22 protein-coding genes and 1 pseudogene are annotated in these 22,024 nt (G+C 71.5%); 10 read left to right on the top strand and 13 right to left on the bottom strand.

Annotated elements, in window-relative coordinates:
• Positions 1 to 29 precede the first annotated feature (29 nt).
• The 5 genes from ACFY3C_RS15670 to ACFY3C_RS15690 form a co-directional block, all read right to left on the bottom strand.
• Positions 30 to 1,484: a peptidoglycan D,D-transpeptidase FtsI family protein gene (locus ACFY3C_RS15670; protein ID WP_390771087.1), complete on the bottom strand. Its 1,455-nt coding sequence runs from the start codon at positions 1,482 to 1,484 to the stop codon at positions 30 to 32.
• A gap of 55 nt (positions 1,485 to 1,539) precedes the next feature.
• The gene (locus ACFY3C_RS15675; protein ID WP_390771152.1) at positions 1,540 to 2,199 is read right to left on the bottom strand and encodes a response regulator; all 660 of its coding nucleotides are present in this window, start codon (positions 2,197 to 2,199) and stop codon (positions 1,540 to 1,542) included.
• Between the two features lie 17 nt (positions 2,200 to 2,216).
• Complete coding sequence (locus ACFY3C_RS15680) at positions 2,217 to 3,461, bottom strand: sensor histidine kinase (RefSeq protein WP_390771088.1); 1,245 nt, start codon at positions 3,459 to 3,461, stop codon at positions 2,217 to 2,219.
• Entirely contained in the window at positions 3,458 to 4,405 is a 948-nt protein-coding gene (locus ACFY3C_RS15685) for a hypothetical protein (protein WP_390771089.1), read from the bottom strand. Before ACFY3C_RS15685 ends, ACFY3C_RS15680 begins: the two co-directional genes overlap by 4 nt.
• A gap of 86 nt (positions 4,406 to 4,491) precedes the next feature.
• Positions 4,492 to 5,262 carry an IclR family transcriptional regulator gene (locus tag ACFY3C_RS15690; protein WP_145874802.1) on the bottom strand — a complete coding sequence of 257 codons (771 nt, stop codon included), beginning with the start codon at positions 5,260 to 5,262 and terminating at the stop codon, positions 4,492 to 4,494.
• Positions 5,263 to 5,402: 140 nt separating this feature from the next.
• Between ACFY3C_RS15690 and ACFY3C_RS15695 the strand changes: the two genes are divergently transcribed.
• The 5 genes from ACFY3C_RS15695 (at position 5,403) to ACFY3C_RS15715 (ending at position 10,097) form a co-directional block, all read left to right on the top strand.
• Positions 5,403 to 6,932, top strand: coding sequence for an aldehyde dehydrogenase (NADP(+)) (locus ACFY3C_RS15695; RefSeq protein ID WP_390771090.1), 1,530 nt, complete (start codon positions 5,403 to 5,405; stop codon positions 6,930 to 6,932).
• 45 nt (positions 6,933 to 6,977) lie between these two features.
• Positions 6,978 to 7,586, top strand: coding sequence for a DUF1349 domain-containing protein (locus tag ACFY3C_RS15700; RefSeq protein WP_386573977.1), 609 nt, complete (start codon positions 6,978 to 6,980; stop codon positions 7,584 to 7,586).
• Positions 7,587 to 7,642: 56 nt separating this feature from the next.
• Entirely contained in the window at positions 7,643 to 8,146 is a 504-nt protein-coding gene (locus ACFY3C_RS15705; RefSeq protein ID WP_390771091.1) for a GNAT family N-acetyltransferase, read from the top strand.
• Positions 8,147 to 8,221: 75 nt separating this feature from the next.
• Positions 8,222 to 8,938, top strand: coding sequence for a DsbA family oxidoreductase (locus ACFY3C_RS15710; protein ID WP_390771092.1), 717 nt, complete (start codon positions 8,222 to 8,224; stop codon positions 8,936 to 8,938).
• Positions 8,939 to 9,035: 97 nt separating this feature from the next.
• Positions 9,036 to 10,097, top strand: coding sequence for an aminotransferase class V-fold PLP-dependent enzyme (locus ACFY3C_RS15715; protein ID WP_390771093.1), 1,062 nt, complete (start codon positions 9,036 to 9,038; stop codon positions 10,095 to 10,097).
• 60 nt (positions 10,098 to 10,157) lie between these two features.
• On the opposite strand, the gene thpD is transcribed toward ACFY3C_RS15715, so the two are convergent.
• The 5 genes and pseudogenes from thpD to ACFY3C_RS15740 form a co-directional block, all read right to left on the bottom strand.
• Complete coding sequence (thpD, locus tag ACFY3C_RS15720) at positions 10,158 to 11,045, bottom strand: ectoine hydroxylase (RefSeq protein WP_390771094.1); 888 nt, start codon at positions 11,043 to 11,045, stop codon at positions 10,158 to 10,160.
• 5 nt (positions 11,046 to 11,050) lie between these two features.
• The gene (locus ACFY3C_RS15725) at positions 11,051 to 11,455 is read right to left on the bottom strand and encodes an ectoine synthase (protein WP_145874792.1); all 405 of its coding nucleotides are present in this window, start codon (positions 11,453 to 11,455) and stop codon (positions 11,051 to 11,053) included.
• A 20-nt stretch (positions 11,456 to 11,475) separates the two neighbouring features.
• On the bottom strand, positions 11,476 to 12,747 hold the full coding sequence (gene ectB, locus ACFY3C_RS15730) for a diaminobutyrate--2-oxoglutarate transaminase (protein WP_386573972.1): 1,272 nt from the start codon (positions 12,745 to 12,747) through the stop codon (positions 11,476 to 11,478).
• A 13-nt stretch (positions 12,748 to 12,760) separates the two neighbouring features.
• Positions 12,761 to 13,276, bottom strand: coding sequence for a diaminobutyrate acetyltransferase (ectA, locus tag ACFY3C_RS15735; RefSeq protein WP_390771095.1), 516 nt, complete (start codon positions 13,274 to 13,276; stop codon positions 12,761 to 12,763).
• Positions 13,277 to 13,533: 257 nt separating this feature from the next.
• Positions 13,534 to 14,658 (bottom strand): annotated as a pseudogene (locus ACFY3C_RS15740) (pyridoxal-phosphate-dependent aminotransferase family protein).
• A gap of 128 nt (positions 14,659 to 14,786) precedes the next feature.
• On the opposite strand from ACFY3C_RS15740, the gene ACFY3C_RS15745 reads away from it, so the two are divergent.
• From ACFY3C_RS15745 to ACFY3C_RS15765, 5 genes are all read left to right on the top strand, one after another.
• On the top strand, positions 14,787 to 15,629 hold the full coding sequence (locus ACFY3C_RS15745) for a transporter substrate-binding domain-containing protein (RefSeq protein ID WP_390771096.1): 843 nt from the start codon (positions 14,787 to 14,789) through the stop codon (positions 15,627 to 15,629).
• Positions 15,630 to 15,633: 4 nt separating this feature from the next.
• Positions 15,634 to 16,467, top strand: a complete 834-nt coding sequence (locus tag ACFY3C_RS15750) for an amino acid ABC transporter permease (RefSeq protein WP_390771097.1) — start codon at positions 15,634 to 15,636, stop codon at positions 16,465 to 16,467.
• Positions 16,464 to 17,258, top strand: coding sequence for an amino acid ABC transporter ATP-binding protein (locus ACFY3C_RS15755; protein WP_386573966.1), 795 nt, complete (start codon positions 16,464 to 16,466; stop codon positions 17,256 to 17,258). The genes ACFY3C_RS15750 and ACFY3C_RS15755 overlap by 4 nt, the downstream gene beginning before the upstream one ends.
• Positions 17,259 to 17,300: 42 nt before the next feature.
• Entirely contained in the window at positions 17,301 to 18,392 is a 1,092-nt protein-coding gene (locus ACFY3C_RS15760; RefSeq protein ID WP_390771098.1) for an amidohydrolase family protein, read from the top strand.
• A gap of 143 nt (positions 18,393 to 18,535) precedes the next feature.
• A complete protein-coding gene (locus tag ACFY3C_RS15765; RefSeq protein WP_390771099.1) occupies positions 18,536 to 19,438 on the top strand; it encodes an SCO1860 family LAETG-anchored protein in 903 nt (300 codons plus the stop codon).
• 16 nt (positions 19,439 to 19,454) lie between these two features.
• On the opposite strand, the gene cobC is transcribed toward ACFY3C_RS15765, so the two are convergent.
• Genes cobC through ACFY3C_RS15780 form a run of 3 tightly spaced genes read right to left on the bottom strand, consistent with a single transcriptional unit; the run spans position 19,455 to position 22,019 of the window.
• Positions 19,455 to 20,510, bottom strand: a complete 1,056-nt coding sequence (cobC, locus tag ACFY3C_RS15770; protein ID WP_386573963.1) for an Rv2231c family pyridoxal phosphate-dependent protein CobC — start codon at positions 20,508 to 20,510, stop codon at positions 19,455 to 19,457.
• The gene (locus ACFY3C_RS15775; protein ID WP_390771100.1) at positions 20,500 to 21,435 is read right to left on the bottom strand and encodes a sirohydrochlorin chelatase; all 936 of its coding nucleotides are present in this window, start codon (positions 21,433 to 21,435) and stop codon (positions 20,500 to 20,502) included. Before ACFY3C_RS15775 ends, cobC begins: the two co-directional genes overlap by 11 nt.
• Positions 21,432 to 22,019, bottom strand: coding sequence for a precorrin-8X methylmutase (locus ACFY3C_RS15780; RefSeq protein WP_386574468.1), 588 nt, complete (start codon positions 22,017 to 22,019; stop codon positions 21,432 to 21,434). Before ACFY3C_RS15780 ends, ACFY3C_RS15775 begins: the two co-directional genes overlap by 4 nt.
• Between the last annotated feature and the right edge of the window lie 5 nt (positions 22,020 to 22,024).

Here is a 22,024-nt window from a genome sequence, read left to right on the forward strand (position 1 = left end):
CGATACAGCCCCGCGCCCCTTTGGGGCGCTTACCTGAGCGCCGCCTGCATCATCGCCTTCGCCACCGGCGCCGCCAGCCCGTTGCCGCTCACCTCGGACCGGGCCGCGTCCGACTGCTCCACCATCACCGCGACGGCAACCTCCTTGCCGCTGCTGTCCGACTTGCCGTACGACGTGAACCAGGCGTACGGCGTCTTGCTGTTGTTCTCGCCGTGCTGGGCGGTACCGGTCTTGCCGCCGACGGTCACCCCGTCGATCAGCGCGTTCGTACCGGTGCCGTCCTTCACCACCGTCTCCATCGCCGACTGCAACTGCTCGGCGGTGGAGGAGCTGACGATCTCCTCGGTGTCCGCGCTGTCGTCGTAGTCCTTCAACACATCGCCGCCGCTGTCGGTGATCTGCGAGACCATGTGCGGCGAGACCAGCTTGCCGCCGTTAGCTATGGCCGCGGACACCATGGCCATCTGGAGCGGGGTGGCGGTGACGTCGAACTGGCCGATGCCCGACAGGGCCGTCTGCGCCTTGTCCATGTTCGAGGGGTAGACGCTGGCGTAGGCCCGCACCGGCACGTCCACCTCGTCGTCGTTGAAGCCGAACTTCTCGGCCATCGCCTTCACCTTGTCCTGGCCGAGGTCGACGGCCATCTTGCCGAAGACGTTGTTGCAGGAGTAGCGCAGGGCGACCCGGATCGACGCGTCCTCGCACGGAGCCGACTTGTTCTCGTTCTCCAGGTCCCGTGTGGTGCCCGGCAGGGTGTACGGGTCCGGGCTGTCGGTGCGGTCGTCCACGTTCTTGTACAGCCCGTCCTCCAGCGCGGCGGCCGCCACGACCAGCTTGAACGTCGAGCCCGGCGGCAGCGGCTGGCGCAGCGCCCGGTTGGTGAGCGGCTTGTCGTTGTCCGCGTTGAGCTTCTTCCAGGCCGCCCCGGCCGTGTTCGCGTCGGTGAGCCGCGCGGGGTCGTACGACGGCGTCGACACCACGGCGAGGATCTTGCCCGTCTTCGGGTCGATGGCGACGGCCGCGCCCTTGTTGTCGCCGAGTGCGTCGTACGCCGCCTTCTGTACGGCCGGGTCGATCGTGGTGAGCACGTCGCCCGGGTCGGCACGCTTCCCGGTGACCGTGTCCATCACGGTCTTGAGCCGGTTGTCCGTGCCGTTGAGGAGGTCCTTGTAGATGCCCTCCAGCTGGGTCGGGGCGTAGGCCTGCGAGGCGTAGCCCGTCACCGCCGCGTACAGCTCGCCGTTCTTGTACGTCCGTTTGTACGCGAGATCGCTGCCCTTCGTCCGCGCCGAGCCGGTGATCGCGTCCCCGGCCACGATGATGTTGCCGAGCGGGTGTGAGTACGTCTCGATGACGTTCCGCCGGTTGTCGTTGTCGTCCGCGAGGGCCTTGCCGTCGTAGAACTGCACCCAGGTCGCCCTGACCAGCAGGGCGAGCACGAGCAGCAGCGCGAAGACGGACGCCCGCCTGATCGTCTTGTTCATCCCGCTCGTGTAGACGATCGAGACGGGGGTGATCGTTCCCGTACGTCCCGTTTTCTCATCGCACGTTCAGAAAACCGGCCTCGTACGCGGCGATAACCGCCTGGGTCCGGTCCCGGGCACCCGTCTTGGCGAGCACCGCGGCGACGTGCGACTTGACGGTGGCGGGGCCGACGTCCATGCGCCGGGCGATCTCCGCGTTGGTCAGCCCGGCGGCCATGTGCCGCAGCACCTCGCTCTCCCGTCCGGTGAGCCTGCTCACCCACGCCGGGGGTGCGGGCGCCGTGCGCGCGTGCTCGGCAGCGAGGGCGCGTACGGCCGACGGGAACAGCAGGCTGTCGGTGCGCGCGACCAGCCGTACCGCCTGGACGAGCGCGTCGGCGTCCGCCCGTTTCAGCAGGAACCCGGCGGCTCCGGCGCGCAGCGCGTCGTACACATAGGAGTCGTTCTCGAACGTGGTCACGACCACGACCCGGGGCGGCTCGTCGAGGGTGGCGAGGATCTGCTCGGTGGCCCGGATGCCGTCGACCTCCGGCATGCGGACGTCCATGAGGACGACGTCGGGGCGCAGCTCCCGGACCACGGACACCGCCTCGGCACCGGTCGCCGCCTCGCCGACCACCTCCAGGCCGGGCTCGGCGGAGAGGATGGCGCGCAGGGCGGTGCGCACCATGCGCTCGTCGTCGGCGAGGACGACCCGGATGGCGGGCCGGGTCATGTCCGCCCTTTCGTCGGTCACGTGGATCCCTTCAGTGGCAGTCGGACGTGCAGGTGCCAGGTGCCCCCGGACGCGCCCGCCTGCGAGGTACCGCCCAGCAGCCGTACCCGGTCGGCGATGCCGCGCAGGCCGTGGCCGCCGCCGGGGCGGGGAGCGGGGCAGGCGCCCAGGGGGTTCTCGACGGAGATGTCCAGGTGGCCGTCGGCGGTGGCGATGCGCACGGCGACCGGTTGGCCGGCGTGCTTGAGGGCGTTGCTCAGGCCCTCCTGGACGATCCGGTACGCCTCCCGGGAGACCAGCGGGGGCAGCGCGGCGGGGCCGGTGTCGACGGTGGCCGTCACGCGCTGCCCGGCCGCGCGGGTCCGGCGCAGCAGCCCGTCCAGGTCGGCCGCGAGGGTCGGGGCGGGGGCGGTGCCCGGTGCGTCGCCGTCCCGCAACACACCCAGTACGGCGTCGAGTTCGCCGACCGTGCGCCGGCTGGTGTCCTCGATGGCGGCCAGCGCCTCGCGGACGAACTCCGGATCGGTGTCGAGGACGCGGCGAGCGGCGCTCGCCTGGAGGGTGACGGCGCTCAGCGCGTGTCCGACGGAGTCGTGCAGCTCGCGGGCGAGCCGGTTGCGTACGGCGAGGTCGGCGGCGCGGGCCTCGGCCGCGGCGAGCCGGTCCGCGGGGGTGGGCCCGAGCAGGGCGGGCGCCCAGCGGGCGAGCACGGCCCCGCAGGCTGCGGCGCAGGCGGCGAGGGCGATCAGCATGGCCAGGCCCGCGACCGGGCAGAGCGCCAACGCCCAGCCGTGGTCGAGGACTTCGGGCATGCCGAGCCGGGTGTCGCGCAGTCCCTGGAACAGGGGCAGCAGCATGAGGAACACCGCGAACGGCGGTACGGCCAGCGACATCCCGGAGAGGATCCCGCCGAGGCCCAGGTGCAGTGTGAACCAGGCGGCCGTGCGCCCCCGTTCGGACCGCGTCCGGGCCGGGCCGTGGGCGAGGACGTCCCCCTCGATGCCGCACAGGGCGCGGCAGGCGCCGGCCTCCAGCGGGCGGGTCAGCGGAAACAGCGAGGTCACGGTGGCGATCGGCAACCCGACCGCGAACGAGCCGAGTTGCAGGGGCAGGGACCCGAACACGTCGTCCACGCCGGTGAGCGGGCCGACGATCACCGAGCCGACGAGGACGTACGGCATGGCGAGCGCGCCGCCGAGGATCAGATGGATCCAGCGGCGCCGGGCCCGCCCGCCGAAGAGGAGTCCGGGCGCCCGGGTCACCGTGGGGTCCTGGCCGACCGGTCCGCGAAGTGGTGGGCGGCGACGGTCGCCACGAGCAGGCCGACGATCATCTGCACAGCGTAGGTGAGGCTCATCGCCGGTGTCGGGCGGTCGGCGAGATCGTGGGAGGTCACCAGGGCGCCGAGCGCCATCCAGCCGCCCCAGCAGGCGACCGCCCCGGAGCCGACCCAGGCCAGGGCGAGCGGCACGGTGACCGGCAGGGCGCGGCCGCGGCGGAAGGCGAGCTGCCAGGCGCCGGTGACGGCGGCGGCGAGGAATCCGACGTAGACGACCTCCATGAGCCGGCCGCCGCTGATGTCCCGCCCGGCCGTGAACCCGCAGGCCCACAGCAGCCGCAGCGTGCCCGGGACGAGTGCGAGCAGCGCCGCCGTCACGGCGGTCGTCCGCTGCGCGGCCGCCGTGCCGTGCGCGGGCAGCTCCCACACCCGCCCCCGCCACAGGTGGCCCCACCGCTCGCTGGCGTACCCGACGAACAGCATCCCGAGAGCGAGCCCCTGCACGATGAACCCGCCGTACACGACCCCGAACACCCAGCCGTCGAGGAACGGCCGGTCGTCACCGCTGTCCGTGCCCCCGTGCACGACCATCTGCAGCGGAAAGCCCACCATGATCGGCGCGAGCAGCCCCGTGGCGACCCACATCGGCACCGCCGGCACCCAGGCCGGCACCCGCCGCCCCCACGCCTGGGTCAGCAGCAGCGCCAGCACGACGACGGAGGCGTCCATGAGCACGGTGAGCCCGTTGGCCAGCGCCATGACCATCCGGTGCTCCAGCAACGGACTCCCGTCCGGGATACCGAGATGACTCCCGCAGATCCAGGCGAGCTTGAGGGACAGGTAGGGCAGGCAGGAGACGATGGTCACGAGCCGCAGCACGGGGCGGAGCCGCAGGCCGGTGACAGCGGCAGTGGTTGAGGAAGTCATGCCTCAACGCTCCCGCGCCCACGGTCCGGCCCACTTCCTGCGTGACGACGATCCGTCTCCGCCGCTCGGCGGAGACGCCGTCCTCCTCACAGCCTCCGCGTGGCCAGCGTCAGGCGGTCCCGCGCGTCGAACAGGGCGTCCTTGATCATCTGCTCGTGGGCCGGGGTCAGGCGGGCCACCGGGACCGAGCAGCTGATGGCGTCGCGGGCGGGGGTGCGGTACGGGATCGCCACGCCGAAGCAGCGCAGGCCCAGCGTGTTCTCCTCGCGGTCCACGGCGAAGCCCTGCTCGCGGACCTGGTGGAGTTCCTCGATGAGCTTCTCGCGGTCGGTGATGGTGTGCTCGGTCAGGGCGGGCAGGGTCTCCGGGAGGAGCTTGCGGACCTGTTCGTCGGTGTGGGTGGCGAGCAGCGCCTTGCCGAGGGACGTGGAGTGGGCGGGCAGGCGGCGGCCGACGCGGGTGAAGGGGCGCAGGTAGTGCTGGGACTGGCGGGTGGCCAGGTAGACGACGTTCGTGCCGTCCAGGCGGGCCAGGTGGATGGTCTCGGTGGTGTCGTCGGAGAGGCGGTCCAGGGTCGGGCGGGCCGCCGCGACCACCTCGTCGCCGTCGATGTAGGAGGTGCCGACCAGCAGCGCCCGCACCCCGATGCCGTACCGCGTCCCGGTCGCGTCCGTCTCCACCCAGCCCAGCTCCACGAGCGTGCGCAGCAGCATGTACAGGCTGGACTTGGGGTAGCCCACGGCCTCCTGGACGGCCGCGAGAGAGTGCATACCGGGCTTGCCGGCGAAGTACTCGAGCAATTCAACGGTCCGCACCGCGGACTTGACCTGCGCCCCGCCTGTCTCGCCTGCCGACATCGCCGCTGACCCCTTCGTTCGACGAGGACCTGGATATATAGTCTCCGAGCAGCGTATTCATCATCAGAGACAGCGTTCAGTATATCGAACGCGGCTGATGGTTGACCCAGGAAGTGCGGCCTTACTTGGAGGGACCCGCGGTGGCAGCAGCACCAGTCTGGAGTGTCGACCCGCGCACCGGGAAGCAGCGTGAACAGGTTGCGGTGGAGGCCACAGCCCAGGAGGTGGACGCGGCCGTCAGGGCGGCACACGCCGTGCGTGGTGCCCTGGCCGACCGCACCGTCCGCTCCGCGTTCCTGCGCTCGGCCGCGGCAGGCCTGAACGCGGCCAAGGACGGTCTGATCGAGACCGCCGACGCCGAGACCGCCCTCGGCCCGGTCCGGCTGACCGGCGAACTCGCCCGTACGGCGTACCAGTTGCGGGCCTTCGCCGACATCGTCGACGAGGGCGCCTTCCTGGACGTCATCATCGACCACCCCGACGACACCGCCACCCCGCCCATACCGGACCTGCGCCGCTACAAGGTCCCGCTGGGCGTCGTGGCCGTCTACTCCGCCTCCAACTTCCCCTTCGCCTTCTCCGTGGCGGGCGGCGACACCGCGAGCGCGCTGGCCGCGGGCTGCCCGGTGGTCGTCAAGGCCCACCCGGACCACCCGGCCCTGTCCGAGCTGGTCGCCAAGGTGCTGCGCCGGGCCGCCGCCGAGCACGGCATCCCCGAGGGCGTCGTCGGCCTCGTGCACGGCTTCGAGGCGGGCGTCGAGCTGATCAGGCACCCGCTGGTCACGGCGGCGGGCTTCACCGGATCCGTGCGCGGTGGGCGTGCCCTGTTCGACGCGGCCGCCGCGCGCCCGGTGCCGATCCCGTTCCACGGTGAGCTGGGCTCGCTGAACCCGGTCCTGGTGACCGAGGCGGCGGCGGCCGAGCGGGCGGAGGCGATCGGATCCGGTCTCGCCGGGTCCATGACGCTGGGCGTCGGCCAGTTCTGCGTCAAGCCGGGCCTGGTGCTGGTGCCGTCCGGCGCGGCGGGCGACGGCCTGGTCAAGGCGCTCACGGACGCCGTCAGCGACACCGACGCGGGTGTCCTCCTCGACCACCGCATGCGGGACAACTTCGTCGCGGGCGTCGCCGAGCGGGCGCAACTGCCCGAGGTGGACTCGCCGGTCACGCCGGGCGCGGGCGGCGAGCACACGGTCAGCGCGGGGTTCCTCACCGTGCCGGCGAGCAGGCTGGCCGAGCAGGGCGCGTACGACCTGCTGCTGGAGGAGTGCTTCGGGCCGGTGACCGTGGTGGTCCGGTACGAGGACGCGGGCGAGGCGACGGCGGTCCTGTCCCGGCTGCCGGGCAACCTCACGGCGACCGTCCAGCTGTCGGCCGAGGAGGCCGCCGGCGAGGGGCGGGGCGCCGAACTGCTCGCCGAGCTGACCCCGCTGGCCGGGCGCGTGCTGGTGAACGGATGGCCGACGGGCGTGGCCGTGGCCCCGGCCCAGCACCACGGCGGTCCGTACCCGGCGACCACCTCCACGTCCACGTCCGTGGGCGGCACGGCCATCGAGCGGTGGCTGCGGCCCGTCACCTACCAGGGCGCGCCACAGGCCCTGCTGCCGCCGGAGCTGCGGGACGACAACCCGCTGGGCCTCCCGCGGCGGTTCAACGGCGGCCTGGAGCGCTGACCGGGTTCACGAGACGGACGAAAGGGAACCTGCGAGACTCACGCAATGGACGTGGAACTTCCCGAACTGCCCTTCCCCCTTCGGACCTACGGGCCCGACGGCAACTGGTCCTACGAGGGGGGTGTGCTCACCGGGTGGGCCGGGCCCCGGCAGGACCGGTTCGTCACGCCCACCGGTGAGGCCCTGGAGCCCGCCTCCGACGCGCCCCGGCTGCTCGGGGCGCCCGAGGACGACTTCCAGCTGATAGCGCGGGTCACCGTCGGGTTCGGCGCCGCCTTCGACGCCGGAGTGCTCTACGTCCACGTCGGCGAACGCGCCTGGGCCAAGCTCTGTCTGGAGTACTCCCCGGATGTGCCCACCGTCTGCACGGTGGTCACCCGGGGACACTCCGACGACGCGAACTCCTTCACCGTGGAGGGGAGTTCGGTGTGGCTGCGGGTCAGCCGGACCGGACGCGCCTTCGCCTTCCACGCCTCCCGGGACGGCGAGCGCTGGACCTTCGTCCGGCTCTTCACCCTCGGCGAGGAGAAGGAGACCGGCGCGGCGCTGATCGGCTTCATGACCCAGTCGCCGATGGGCGAGGGCTGTGTGGTGACCTACGACCACATCGAGTTCCGGCCCGGCTGGCCGGACGATCTGCGCGACGGCAGCTGAGGGTGAGGGTGGGGCGGGCGTGGAACCGGGTCCGGTGCCCGCACGTCCTCCGTTGCATGATCAGTGAACGTGTGAACGGCGCCCTGGTGATCCGCACCGCCCTGCCCGTGGAAGCCGAGACCATCGCCGATCTGCACTTCCGGGCCAGGTCCACGTACTACCCGGACGGCGTCCCCCAGGACGACATCGACTGGACCGAGGCCTGGCGCGGCTCCATCCGGCGGCCCGACGGCCATGTGCTGTGCGCCGTCGAACAGGGCCGGATCGTCGGTATCGCGTCCTTCCGCACCCCGGACGGCGCACCCGCGGAAACGGTCAAGCTGTTCCAGTTCCATGTCGACCCCGGCCACTGGCGCGCCGGCATCGGCACGGCCCTGCACGCGGCCTGCGTGGAGGAGTGGCGGGCCGACGGCACGCGGACGGCCGTGCTCGACGTCCATGTGGACAACACCCGGGCCCAGGCCTTCTACGCCCGCCAGGGCTGGGTCCCCGACCCGGAGAGCCCGCCCGCCGAGGACGACCACCACCGCTTCCTGCGCTTCTCGGTACCCGGGGAATGAACGTCGCTGTTTGAACGTTCACGTACTGGCTGGAGAGAGCCTCCGCGCCCGTACGACCTGGAGAGAGCCGAAGACATGCGCGTCGAGATCTGGAGCGACATCGCCTGCCCCTGGTGCTACGTGGGCAAGGCCCGCTTCGAGAAGGCGCTGGCTGCCTTCCCGCACCGCGACGACGTCGAGGTGGTGCACCGCTCCTTCGAGCTGGACCCGGGCCGCGCCAAGGGCGACGTCCAGCCGGTGATCACCATGCTCACCAGGAAGTACGGCATGAGCGAGGCGCAGGCCCAGGCCGGCGAGGACAACCTGGGCGCCCAGGCCGCCGCCGAGGGCCTGGACTACCGCACCCGGGACCGCGACCACGGCAACACCTTCGACATGCACCGTCTGCTGCACTTCGCCAAGGAGCAGGGCAGGCAGGACGAGCTGGTCCAGATCCTGTACCGGGCGAACTTCGCCGAGGAGCGGTCCGTGTTCACCGAGGGCGACGAGCGTCTGGTGGAGCTGGCCGCCGAGGCCGGACTGGACGCCGAGGCCGCCCGCACGGTGCTCGCCGACCCGGACGCGTACGCCGACGAGGTCCGCGCCGACGAGCGCGAGGCCGCCCAGCTCGGCGCGAACGGCGTACCGTTCTTCGTCCTGGACCGCACGTACGGCGTCTCCGGCGCCCAGCCCGCCGAGGTCTTCACCCAGGCGCTCACCCAGGCCTGGGGCGAGCGGTCCCCGCTGAAGCTGGTCGATCAGGGTGACGCCCAGGCCTGCGGCCCGGACGGGTGCGCGGTGCCGCAGCACTGAGAAACCGCAGGTCGGCGCGGACGTATAAGCGTCTCTAAGCGGATCCACGTAAAAATCGGCAATGGACTACGACTTCATCCGGCCGCAGAGTGGACCCATGGAGACCACGGAGACGTTCGAGAGCCTCGTCCGCGCCGAGTTCACCCCGAAGACCACCTACCTCAACACCGCCAGCAACAGCCTGCTGCCGGCCCGTACCGTCGCCGCCCTGCACGAGGCGGCGCTGCTGCGGGCCGAGGGCCGTCCGCTGACCCCGCTGTTCGAGGACGTCGAGGCCTGCCGGGCCGCATACGCCCGGCTCGCCGGAGTCCCGGCCACCCGGGTCGCGGCGGGCGCCTCGGTCGCCGCACACTCCGGCGTGATCGCCGCCTCGCTGCCCGCCGGGGCCGAAGTCCTCACCGCCGAGGACGACTTCACCTCCGTGCTGAACCCCTTCCACGTCCGCGGCGACCTCAAGGTCCGCGCGGTGCCGCTGGAGCGGATCGCCGAGTCCGTCCGCCCGGACACCGCGCTGGTCGCGGTCAGCGCCGCCCAGTCCGCCGACGGCCGCATCGCCGACCTGCCCGCCCTGCGGGAGGCCGCCCGCGTGCACGGGGCGCGCACCTACGTCGACTTCTCCCAGGCCGCCGGCTGGCTGCCGATGGACGCGGACGCCTACGACTTCACCGCCACGGTCTCCTTCAAGTGGCTGCTCGGCCCGCACGGCGCGGCCTTCCTCACGGTCCCCGAGGACTTCGGTGGGCTCACCCCGCTGCTCGCGGGCTGGGTCGCGGCCGAGCAGCCGTGGGACAGCTGCTACGGCCCTGTCGGCGAACTCGCCCACTCCGCCCGGCGGTTCGACCTCACCCACGCCCTGTTCACCTACGCCGGGCTGCGCCGCTCCCTCGAACTGATCGAGGAACTCGGCGTGGCCGCGGTCCACGCCCACGACGTGGCCCTCGCCGACCGGTTCCGGGCGGGGCTCGCGACCCTCGGCCACGCGCCCGTGCCCGCCCCCGGCTCGGCGATCGTCTCGGTCCCCGGACTCGGCGGCCGCCAGCCCAGGCTGAGCAGCGCCGGCATCGAGGTCTCCAACCGCGCGGGCAACCTGCGCGCGGCCTTCCACCTGTTCAACACGCCCGCGGACGTGGACCGTCTGCTGGACGCGCTGTCCGGCTGACACGACCGGACCGGGACCTCCCGTCCCACACGAGGAGGCCCCGGCCCGGTGCTCTGGGGGTTACTTCACCGGGGTGAAGTCGCGCGCTCCGATGAACTCAGGTCGGCGCACCGGCGCGGCGAACGGCTCCACCGCCGCGTTCTCCACGCTGTTGAACACGATGAAGACGTTGCTGCGCGGGAACGGCGTGATGTTGTCGCCGGATCCGTGCATGCAGTTGCAGTCGAACCAGGTCGCCGAGCCGGCCCTGCCGGTGAACAGCCGGATGCCGTACTCGCCCGCCATCTTGGTCAGCGCCTCGTCGGACGGCGTGCCCGCGTCCTGCATCTGCAGCGACTTCTTGTAGTTGTCCTCGGGCGTGGCCCCGGCGCAGCCCAGGAACGTCCGGTGCGAGCCCGGCATGATCATCAGGCCGCCGTTGGTGTCGTAGTTCTCGGTCAGCGCGATCGAGACGGACACCGTGCGCATGTTCGGCAGGCCGTCCTCGGCGTGCCAGGTCTCGAAGTCCGAGTGCCAGTAGAAGCCGCTCGCCCCGAAGCCCGGCTTGACGTTGATCCGGGACTGGTGGACGTAGACGTCGGAGCCGAGGATCTGCCGGGCACGGCCGACCACCCGCTCGTCCCGCACCAGGTTCGCGAACACCTGGCTGATCCGGTGCACCTCGAAGACGGAGCGGATCTCCTGTGACTTCGGTTCGACGATCGAGCGCTCGTCGGCCCGGATCGCCGGGTCCGCGATCAGCCGGTCCAGCTCGGCCTTGTAGACCTCGACCTCGTCGGGTGTGATCAGCTGGTCGATGGCGAGGAACCCGTCACGCTCGTACGACTGGAGGCCGTCGGTCGCGATCGGGCCGGGCGTCGCCGGGGAGCCCCAGACGACCGGGTCCTGGCGGGGGACGGTCACCTCGGCGGGGCGCCGGCTGGGATACAGGTCGGTGACGGTGGTCATGGGTGTCACACCTCCTCGGGCTCGGTGAGCAGGGGATAGACCCCGTTCTCGTCGTGGTCCTCCCGTCCGGTGACGGGCGGGTTGAACACGCAGATGCAGCGGAAGTCCTCCTTGACGCGCAGCGTGTGCCGCTCGTGCCCGTCGAGGAGGTACATGGTGCCGGGAGTGATCGTGTACGTCTTCCCGGTCTCACGGTCGGTGAGTTCGGCCTCGCCCTCGACGCAGACGACGGCCTCGATGTGGTTGGCGTACCACATCGACGTCTCGGTCCCGGCGTACAGGACGGTCTCGTGCAGGGAGAAGCCGACGCGCTCCTTGGCGAGGACGATCCGCTTGCTCTCCCAGGTGCCGGACTTCGCCCGCACGTGCCGGTCGGTGCCTTCGATGTCCTTGAACGATCGGACGATCACGGTGGTGCACAGCCTCCTTGCTAGATGGTTTCCCGGACGGCACGGGCGAGGGTGCTCAGCCCCTCGTCCAGTTCGTCGGCGGTGACGGTGAGGGCGGGCAGCAGCTTGACGACCTCGCCCTCGGGGCCGGACGTCTCGATGAGCAGCCCGAGTTCGAAGGCCCGCCGGGCGACCCGCCCGGCCCGGTCCTTGTCGTGGAACTCCAGACCCCAGACGAGACCGCGCCCGCGGTACTCCTTCACGTCGGCGAGGTTCTCCTCGGTGATGGAGATCAGCGCCTGCTCGATCTGCTCGCCGCGGGCGCGGGTCTGCTTCTCCATGGCGGAGCCGTCGGTCCAGTACGTCTCCAGGGCCGCGGTGGCGGTGACGAACGCGGGGTTGTTGCCGCGGAAGGTGCCGTTGTGCTCGCCCGGCTCCCAGACGTCGAGTTCGGGCTTGAACAGGCACAGCGACATCGGCAGGCCGTACCCGCTGATCGACTTGGAGACCGTGACGATGTCGGGCGTGATGCCCGCCTCCTCGAAGGAGAAGAACGCGCCGGTACGGCCGCAGCCCATCTGGATGTCGTCGACGATGAGCAGCATGTCCTGCCGCTCGCACAGCTCGGCGAGCGCCCGCAGCCACTCCGGGCGGGCGACGTTGATGCCGCCCTCGCCCTGCACGGTCTCCACGATCACGGCTGCGGGCTTGTTGAGCCCGGACCCCTGGTCCTCAAGGAGCCGCTCGAACCACAGGAAGTCCGGGACCGTGCCGTCGAAGTAGTTGTCGAACGGCATCGGCGTGCCGTGCACCAGCGGGATGCCGGCGCCGGCCCGCTTGAAGGCGTTGCCGGTGACGGCGAGGGAGCCCAGCGACATGCCGTGGAAGGCGTTCGTGAACGACACGATCGCCTCCCGCCCCTTCACCTTCCGGGCGAGCTTCAGCGCGGACTCCACGGCGTTGGTGCCGGTCGGGCCCGGGAACATGACCTTGTACGGCAGGTCGCGCGGGCGCAGCACCAGGTCCTGGAAGGTCTGCAGGAAGGTCCGCTTGGCGGTGGTCGACATGTCCAGGCCGTGGGTGACGCCGTCCCGGGACAGATAGTCGATCAACGCCCGTTTCAGGACCGGGTTGTTGTGGCCGTAGTTGAGTGAGCCGGCCCCGGCGAAGAAGTCGAGGTACGCGTGGCCGTCCTCGTCGTACATCCGGCTGCCCTGCGCACGGTCGAACACGGTGGGCCAGCCGCGGCAGTAGCTGCGCACCTCGGACTCGAGTGTCTCGAAGACGCTGAGGTCGGGCTGGGTGATGGTCACGGTGAATCGCTCCTCAGTGCGCGGTGGGGGTCAACGGGCCGATGCGGTACAGCACTTCGGGGTCGTGCGGGCCGTCCGGGAACAGGTCGGCGGGGAACAGCACCTCGCGGGCCAGGTCCGCGCCGTGGCGGGCGGCGAACGAGGTGAACAGCCGCTCGGAGGCGGTGTTCCCGGGGGTGATGGTGGTCTCGACGGCGGTGATGCCGCGCTCGGCGGTGAGCCGGGCGGTCAGCCCGTCCAGCAGGGCGGCGGCGATGCCCAGACCCCGGTGGGCGGAGTCGACGGCGACCTGCCAGACGAGCAGGGTGCCGGGGCGGTCGGGCCGCACGTACCCGGTGACGAAACCGACGGGCTCGCCGTCCGCGCCGCGCGCCACCGCCGAGGTGCAGGCGAAGTCCCGGCACCACAGCAGATAGCTGTACGAGGAGTTCAGGTCGAGGGTTTTCGAGTCCTTGGCGAGACGCCAGAGCGCGGCTCCGTCGGACACGGCAGGTCGGTCGATGAGCAGGTCTGCTGGTCGGGCAGTCATGCGGCAGGAATTTAGCGAGGTAAATTCAGAAATGCACGGGAGGGTTGCCCGAGACGAAGGTCAGGGTTGGCGAAACGCCTGATTTGCCCCACATCAAATCATGACAAAACACCCCTGATGTGGAGTGTGTCACAGCCCAGAAATCCCTACGAAATCTTGTTGTTTAGCCTCGAAAAAAGCGGGCAGAAGAAGACGGGAAGCTGTTCTCGATGGAATTCTGGAAATAGGAGCCGGAATTAATGTGGGTCGTGTGAATTTCAGGCGCCGGACTGTGCTGCGGCCGCCCGCAGGGCGCCCGGCACGTCCACGTCCAGCCCCCGCTCGGCCAGCGCGCCGCCCAGCGCCGTCAGGCAGCTGCGCACCGCGTCCGGCGTGGCGTCCGCGCCGTAGTGGTTGACCCGGATCATCTGCTTGGCCAGAGCCCCGCCACCCGCGGCCAGCGGCAGTGCGGGGTCGGCCGCCAGCACCCGTGCCACCAGCTCCGACGCCACCACGCCCGCCGGCGTGCGCAGCGTCGTCGCCACCGGCGCCGCGTCCTTCACCTCGTACCCGTACGGCTCCAGGCCTCCGCCGAGGGCCGCCACGCCGGCGCGCACGGACAGCGCGGCGTCGCGGTGCCGGGCCATCACCGTCCCAAGGCCCGCCGACTCGATCCGCTCCAGGCACGCCTCCAGCGCCAGCATCTCCAGCTGGGCGGGCGCGTGCAGCAGCGCCTTGCGGTCGCCGTCGATCCACCGCTCCTTCCAGTCGAGGAGGGAGAGGTAGGAGCGGCGCGGCGCGTTCGGGTTGGCCGCCATGCGGGCTCACGCCCGCTCGCTCACCGAGATCGCCGACACGCCCGCCGGGCCACCCATCGCCTTCTGTGCGCCGATCACGCACAGGTCGACGCCCCATGCGTCCGGCAGCACCGGCTCCGCCCCGACGGAGGCGACCGCGTCCAGGTAGAACAGCGCGCCGTGCTCCCGTACCACCTCGCCGATCTCCGCGACCGGATTGGTGTTGCCGGTCGCCGCCTCCGCGTGGACGAGGGACACGAAGTCGATCTCCGGGTGGGCGACGAAGGCCTCCCGGACCAGCTCCGCCGTCACCGCGGTGTGGAAGGGCACCGCGAGGTCGTACACCGTGGCGCCGGCGTCCCGGAGCCAGTCGCCGAACGTCTGGCCGTACGGGCCCGTGATCACGTTCAGCGCCGTCGTGCCGGGACCGGCGGTCGCGCGGATCGCGCCCTCCAGTGGCAGCAGCGCCTCGCCCTGGGTGATCACGACGTCCTGCCGGGTGTCCAGCAGCCGGGCGACCCGGTCCTCGATGGAGGCGAACCGCTCGGCGCTCAGCGGGGGCAGATCGAGGAAGGGGTGGCTCGCAGCGCTGCTCTCTTCGTTCAGGGGGTGCGCAAAGGGTGCGACTCCACCGATCTTAAGTCGAAGGGCTCTGTAACCATCGGTTTGGTTTGAGGGACTCAAACTCTTCCTTATAATCGGAACCCACAGTTCCCCCATAGGGAGATCCACCCATGACAACGCTCCTCGGGCGCCGGGCCCGCATCCTGGCCGCCACCACCGCGACGGCCGGACTCGTGCTCGTGGCCGGCTGCTCCTCCGGCGACTCGGGCGGCAAGACCACCGTCAAGGGCGTCCACCTCGTCAAGGCCGGTCAGCTGACCACCTGCACCCACCTGCCGTACCCGCCGTTCCAGTCGGAGATCAACGGCAAGGTGCAGGGCTTCGACGTCTCCCTGATCGACCTCGTCGCCAAGGACCTGGGCGTCAAGCAGCAGATCCTGGACACGCCGTTCGAGAACTTCAAGACCGGCGCCTTCCTCAACTCCGGGCAGTGCGACCTCGCCGCCGCCGGCATGACCATCACCGCCGAGCGCAAGAAGAACGTCGACTTCTCCGACCCGTACTTCGAGGCCACCCAGGCCGTCCTCGTCGACAAGAAGGCCGGCGTGAACTCGCTCGCCGACGTCAAGGCCAAGGGCAAGAAGCTCGGCGCCCAGGCGCAGACCACCGGCGAGGACTACGCCAAGAGCAAGGGCTTCGACCCGGTCTCCTTCCACTCCTCCGACGCGGTCCTCAACGGTCTGCGCACCGGCCAGGTCCAGGCCGTCATCATCGACTACCCGGTCGTCCAGGGCTGGCTGAAGGACAAGGCCAACGCCGACGCCTTCAAGGTCGTCGACAACCTCAACACCGGTGAGCAGTACGGCTTCACGGTGAAGAAGGGCAACACCGCGCTGCTCGCCGCCGTCAACAAGGCCCTCAAGGACGCCAAGGCCGACGGCACCTACAAGAAGATCTACGAGCAGTGGATCGGCCCGTACGAGTCCTCCGCCGCCTCGCCGTCCGCCTCCTGACCCCATGACCGAGACGGACACGCAGACCCAGCCGAGGAAGACAGGCCTGACGCGCCGCCAGAAGCGCAGGCTGTCGCGCGCGGCGCAGTACGCGGTCTTCGTCGCCGCCGTGGCCGCGTTCGCGGCCGCGGCGGACTGGGGACGGCTGAAGAACCAGTTCGCGCAGGCCCACATCGCCGAGCAGATGTTCCCGGACGTCATCACGGTGGCGCTCAAGAACACCGTGCTGTACACCCTGTCCGGCTTCGTCGTGGGCCTCGCCCTCGGCATGGTCATAGCCCTGATGCGGCTGTCCTCCGTGGGGCCGTACCGCTGGGTCGCCGGCATCTACATCGAGATCTTCCGCGGCCTGCCCGCCCTGCTGATCTTCATCTTCGTCGGCGTCGGCGTGCCGCTGGCCTTCCCCGACATCCAGTACCCCGGCGGCACCTACGGCAAGGTCGCGGTCGCCCTCGGCCTGGTCTCCGCCGCGTACATGGCGGAGACCATCCGCGCCGGTATCCAGGCGGTGCCCAAGGGGCAGATGGAGGCGGCCCGTTCCCTGGGCTTCTCGCCCACCCGGGCCATGATCTCCATCATCATCCCGCAGGCCTTCAGGATCATCCTGCCGCCGCTGACCAACGAGCTGGTCCTGCTCTTCAAGGACTCCTCGCTGGTGCTGTTCCTCGGCGTCACCCTGGAGGAGCGCGAGCTGTCCAAGTTCGGCAACGACCTGGCCAGCACGACCGCCAACTCCACCCCGATCCTGGTCGCGGGCCTGTGCTACCTGCTCATCACCATCCCGCTCGGCTTCGTCGTCCGCCGCATGGAGTCCGATTCCAAGGAGGCGATCCGATGAGCCGCCCGGAGATCCGCGTCCAGGACCTGCACAAGTCCTTCGGCGACAACCACGTCCTGCGCGGCATCGACCTGGAGATCGGCCAGGGCGAGGTCGTCTGCGTCATCGGCCCCTCCGGCTCCGGCAAGTCGACCCTGCTGCGGTGCGTGAACCTCCTGGAGGAGCCCAGCCAGGGCCAGGTCTTCGTCGGCGGCACCGAGATCACCGACCCGGACGTCGACATCGACGCCGCCCGCCGCCGCATCGGCATGGTCTTCCAGCAGTTCAACCTCTTCCCGCACCTGACCGTCACCGAGAACCTCACGCTCCCGCAGCGCCGGGTCCTCAAGCGGGACAAGGCCACGGCCGCGAAGACCGCCGCCGAGAACCTCGCCCGGGTCGGCCTGTCCGAGAAGGCGGACGCCTACCCGTCCTCCCTCTCCGGCGGCCAGCAGCAGCGCGTGGCCATCGCCCGCGCGCTGGCCATGGGCCCCGAGGTGATGCTCTTCGACGAGCCGACCTCGGCGCTCGACCCGGAGCTGGTCGGCGACGTCCTCGCCGTCATGCGCATGCTCGCCACCGAGGGCATGACCATGATGGTCGTCACCCACGAGATGACCTTCGCCCGCGAGGTCGCCGACCGCGTCGTCTTCATGGACGGCGGCGTGATCGTCGAGGACGGCAGCCCCGACCAGGTCATCGGCAGCCCCCGCCACGAGCGCACCCGCCACTTCCTCTCGCGTCTGCTCGACCCGGCGATGGCCGAGGTGGAGGAGGGGGCCTCGGACCAGGTGGGCAAGACCGAGTCGTAGGTCACTGACACGACCGGGGCTCGGCTCATTAAGGTGCCGTACATGAGCGATCACGCGGTGCTGCACGTGAAGGGCCGGGTCCTGGTGGGCCCCGAGGACGTCCGCGACGAGCTGTGGGTGGTCGGCGGGCGCGTCTGCTACGACCGCCCCGCCGGGGCCCGGGACGTCCGGACCGTCGAGGGTTGGGCGCTGCCCGGCCTGGTCGACGCGCACTGCCACGTCGGACTCGGCGCGGACGGCCCGGTGGACGCGGACACCGCCGAGAAGCAGGCGCTGACCGACCGGGAGACCGGCACCCTGCTGATCCGCGACGCGGGCTCGCCCTCCGACACCCGCTGGGTCGACGACCGCGACGACCTCCCGAAGATCATCCGGGCCGGCCGGCACATCGCCCGCACCCGTCGCTACATGAGGAACTACGCCCACGAGATCGAGCCGGACGAACTCGTCGCGTACGTCGCGCAGGAGGCCCGGCGCGGCGACGGCTGGGTCAAGCTGGTCGGCGACTGGATCGACCGCGACCTCGGCGACCTGTCCGCCTGCTGGCCGCGCGAGGCGGTGGAGGCGGCCATCGCCGAGGCCCACCGGCTCGGCGCCCGCGTCACCGCGCACTGTTTCGCCGAGAGTTCGCTGCGCGACCTGGTCGAGGCGGGCATCGACTGCATCGAGCACGCCACGGGCCTCACCGAGGACCTGATCCCGCTCTTCGCCGAGCGCGGCGTGGCGATCGTCCCGACCCTCGTCAACATCGCCACCTTCCCGCAGCTCGCGGCGGGCGGCGAGACCAGGTACCCGCGCTGGTCGGCTCATATGCGCCGGCTGCACGAGCGTCGCTACGACACCGTGCGCGGCGCCTACGACGCCGGCATCCCGGTGTACGTCGGCACGGACGCGGGCGGCTCACTGGCCCACGGCCTGGTGGCGGGCGAGGTCGCCGAACTCGTCACCGCGGGCATCCCGCCGGTCGAGGCGCTGTCGGCCACCAGCTGGGGTGCCCGGGCCTGGCTGGGCCGCCCCGGTCTGGAGGAGGGCGCACCGGCCGACCTGGTGGTGTACGAGTCCGACCCGCGGGCGGACGTACGGGTGCTGGCGGCGCCTCGCCGGGTGGTGCTGAACGGGGCCGTGGTCGAGTAAGGGAACGCGTGTGCCCGGTGATTCGAAGAGGCGTGCGGAATATCCACGTTTGAGTGAAGTAACTCAGGATAGCTGACCGTTCACCCACAGTGCGTACAAGGTTGACGGGTCCCAAGCAAGTTCCGTCTGGGGGTCCCACCGCCTTGAACAGCAACAACTTCCGTATGCCCGCCCGCCGTCTCGCCACGGTCGCGACGGTCACCGCCCTGGCCGCAGGTCCCGCGGCCCTGGGCGCGGGCGCCGCGCACGCGACCACCGACCACGGTCGCGCCTCCGCCGTCGTGCTCCGCACCGGACTCGACGTGTCCCTGCTCAACAAGACCGTGAACATCCCGCTCGCGGTCACCCTCAACGAGGTCCAGGCGCCCCGGAGCGCCGACAGAACCGCGCTCTCCGCCCGGCTCGACGGCGTGAACGGCGGCAAGCCGTTCACGGTCCTCGGCGCGGACGTCGCGACGGCCAGGGCCACGGTGGACAAGAAGCTCGCCGAGGGCTCGGTCCGCGTCGTCCACGCCAAGGTGCACGTCCCGGGCCTGCCCCTGCTCTCCCTCGTGGAGCTCGACACGGTCACCGCGAAGGCGACCTGCGCCGTCGGCAAGCGGCCCGTCGCCTCCGCCGACGTCCTCGGCGCCGTCACGGTCCTCGGCAAGCGCGTCACGCTGACCGCGGGCGGCCCGACCGAGGTGAAGGTGCCCGGTGTCGGCGAGGTCCGCCTCGACCTCTCCCAGCACGCGACCACGACCCGCACGGCGGCCGCGACGGCCCTCGAACTCAAGGTCTCCGTCAACCCGCTGAAGCTCAACGTGGCCGACGTGGCAGGAACGATCACCCTGGCCAAGGCCACCTGCGAGTCCCCGATGCACCCGCCCACCGGACACCCGGTCCCGGACCACGACCCGGCGTCCGACGTGAAGCCCCAGGGCGCCCGCGCCGACCTGGCCGAGACGGGCGGCAACCCGACGACGCCGTACATCGCGGGCGGCGCGCTGGCGCTGCTGCTGGTGGGCGGGGGAGCGCTGACGGTGGCCCGACGCCGCAAGAGCTGACGGCCCCCTGGCGGGGTCAGCCCAGTGCCCGCTCCAGCCCCGCCAGGAATCCGTTCACCGTGGCCCTGTCCCGAACGGCCATGCGTATCCAGTCGGCGTCCAGCCCGGGAAACGTGTCCCCACGCCGCACCGCGTATCCCAGCTCGCGCAGGCGCCGTCGTACCGCGGCGGCGTCCGGCATGCGCACCAGCACGAACGGTCCTTCGGCAGGCCCGGCCACCCGCACACCGCGGTCGGCGAAGGCGGACAGCCCCGCCACCAGGTGGGCCCGGTCCGCCGCTGTCCGGTGGGCCGCGTGTGCCGCCTCCGCCAGAGCCCGCGGCGCCACGCACGCCTCAGCCGCGGCCAGTGCCGGCGTCGACACCGGCCACAGCGGTTGCGCCCGCTCAAGCTCGGTGATCGTCTCCGGCGCGGCCAGCACATAGCCGATGCGCAGCCCGGCCAGACCCCATGTCTTGGTCAGGCTGCGCAGCACGACGAGACCGGGCACATCGGTCCGCCCGGCCAACGCCTCCCGCTCACCCGGCACCGCGTCCATGAACGCCTCGTCGACGACCAACATCCGCCCCGGGCGGGCGAGTTCGGCGATCGTGGCGGCCGGGTGCAGGACCGACGTCGGATTGGTCGGGTTCCCGATCACCACCAAATCCGCGTCCTCGGGGACGGCCGCCGGGTCCAGCCGGAAGCCGTCGCTCTCGCGCAGCAGCACCCGGTCCACGGTGTGCCCCGCATCCCGCAGCGCCGCCTCCGGCTCCGTGAACTGCGGGTGCACGACGACCGGCCGGCGCACCTTCAACGCCCGCGCCAGCAGCACGAACGCCTCCGCCGCCCCAGCCGTCAGCAGCACCCGCTCCACCGGCAGCCGGTGTCGCGCCGCCACCGCCGACCGCGCGGCCCGCCCGTCCGGGTAGGCCGCGAGCGACGACAGCGAGCCGGCGATCCGCTCCCGCAGCCACGTCGGAGGCGTGTCCGCGCGGACGTTGACCGCGAGGTCGACCAGCGCGGCTCCGTCGTCACGGACCTCGGCGTCCCCGTGATGCCGCAGATCGTGCCCGGTGTCGTCAGTGTGCATGGCTGTGCGTGTGCCCCCCGTGATGGTGGTGCCCGTGCCCGTGGTGGTGGCCGTCGTCGTCCGGGTGGAAGTGCGGCTGCTGCGGCAGCCCCACCTTGTCCTCGAAGCCCGGCAGCGCGATCCGGTAGACGCAGGAGTCGCAGTTCATCCGGAGGTCGCCCTTGACGGCCTCCTCGTACCGCTCCATCACCAGATCCAGCAGCTCCGGCTCGGGGCCGATGACGTCCGCCGAGCGCACCTCGACCTCCGGGTGCGCGGCCGCCCAGCCCTCGGACTGCTGCCGCACCCGGTCCGGCAGGATGCCGGTGAACAGGAAGTAGGGGAGGACGACGATCCGCTTCGCCCCCAGCTGCACGCACCGGTCCAGACCGCTCGGCACGTCCGGCGCCGCCAGCGACACGAACGCCGTCTCCACACCGGCGTACCCGCGCCCCTCCCACAGCAGCCGGGCCGCCTTGTGCACCTCGGCGTTGGCGTCCGGGTCGGTGGAGCCCCGGCCCACCAGCAGCACGGTCACGTCGGCCCGGTCCTCGGGTGTACGGGCCGTGCCCCCGAGCGCCTCGTCAAGGCGCCGCTCCAGCACGTTCAGCAGCGACGGGTGCGGGCCCAGCGGGCGGCCGTAGGTGTACGAGATCCCGGCGTGCCGCTCCTTCTCGCGGGCCAGCGCGGCCGGGATGTCACCCTTGGCGTGCCCGGCGGACACCAGCATCAGCGGCACGGCCGCGAACCGCCGTACGCCTCGCTCGACCAGGTCGGTGACGGCTTCGCCCAGCGGCGGCGGGGACAGCTCGATGAAACCGCCCGCGACGGGCAGTTCGGGGTGGCGGCGGCCCAGTTCCCGCACGAAGTCGCGGAACGCCTCGGCTCCGGCCTCGTCCCGGGTGCCGTGGCCGGCGATGAGCAGGGCGGGCGGCGGGGTGGTCACGGCTTCTCCTCGGTGGAAATCGGGTGGTACAGCAGGGCGTTGAGCGCGGCGGCGGCGACCGCCGAGCCGCCCTTCTCGGACACGTTGCTCACGGCGGGCAGCCCGCTCGCCCGCAACGCCTCCTTGGACTCGGCCGCGCCGACGAAGCCGACGGGCAGGCCGATGACGAGCGCGGGGGAGGCGTCGAGGGTCAGCAGTTCCTCCAGGGCGGTCGGCGCACAGCCGATCACCCACAGGGCGCCCGGCCCGACCTCCTCGTACGCGAGCCGGATCGCGTGGGCGGAACGGGTCAGCCCCGGCCCGGCCTTGGCGTCCTTCAGCCGGCACACGGTATCCCGGCGGGTGATGCCGGCCGCGACCATCTCCACGTCCACGACGACGGGCGCCCCGGCGTGCAGCGCGGCATGCGCCTTCACCAGGTCGCTCTCGTCCGTGACGAGGTCGCTCGCGTACTCCAGGTCGGCGGCGGAGTGGATGACCCGCTCCACCACCGCCCGGGTCAGCGGCGGGAAGTGCGAGGTGTCCAGCCGGGCACGCAGCCGCCGGAAGGACTCCTGCTCGATGGGATGGACCACACGGGCCACAGGGT

Origin of the sequence: Streptomyces sp. NPDC001410, assembly GCF_042895235.1 — a bacterium.
Taxonomy (GTDB): Bacteria; Actinomycetota; Actinomycetes; order Streptomycetales; family Streptomycetaceae; genus Streptomyces.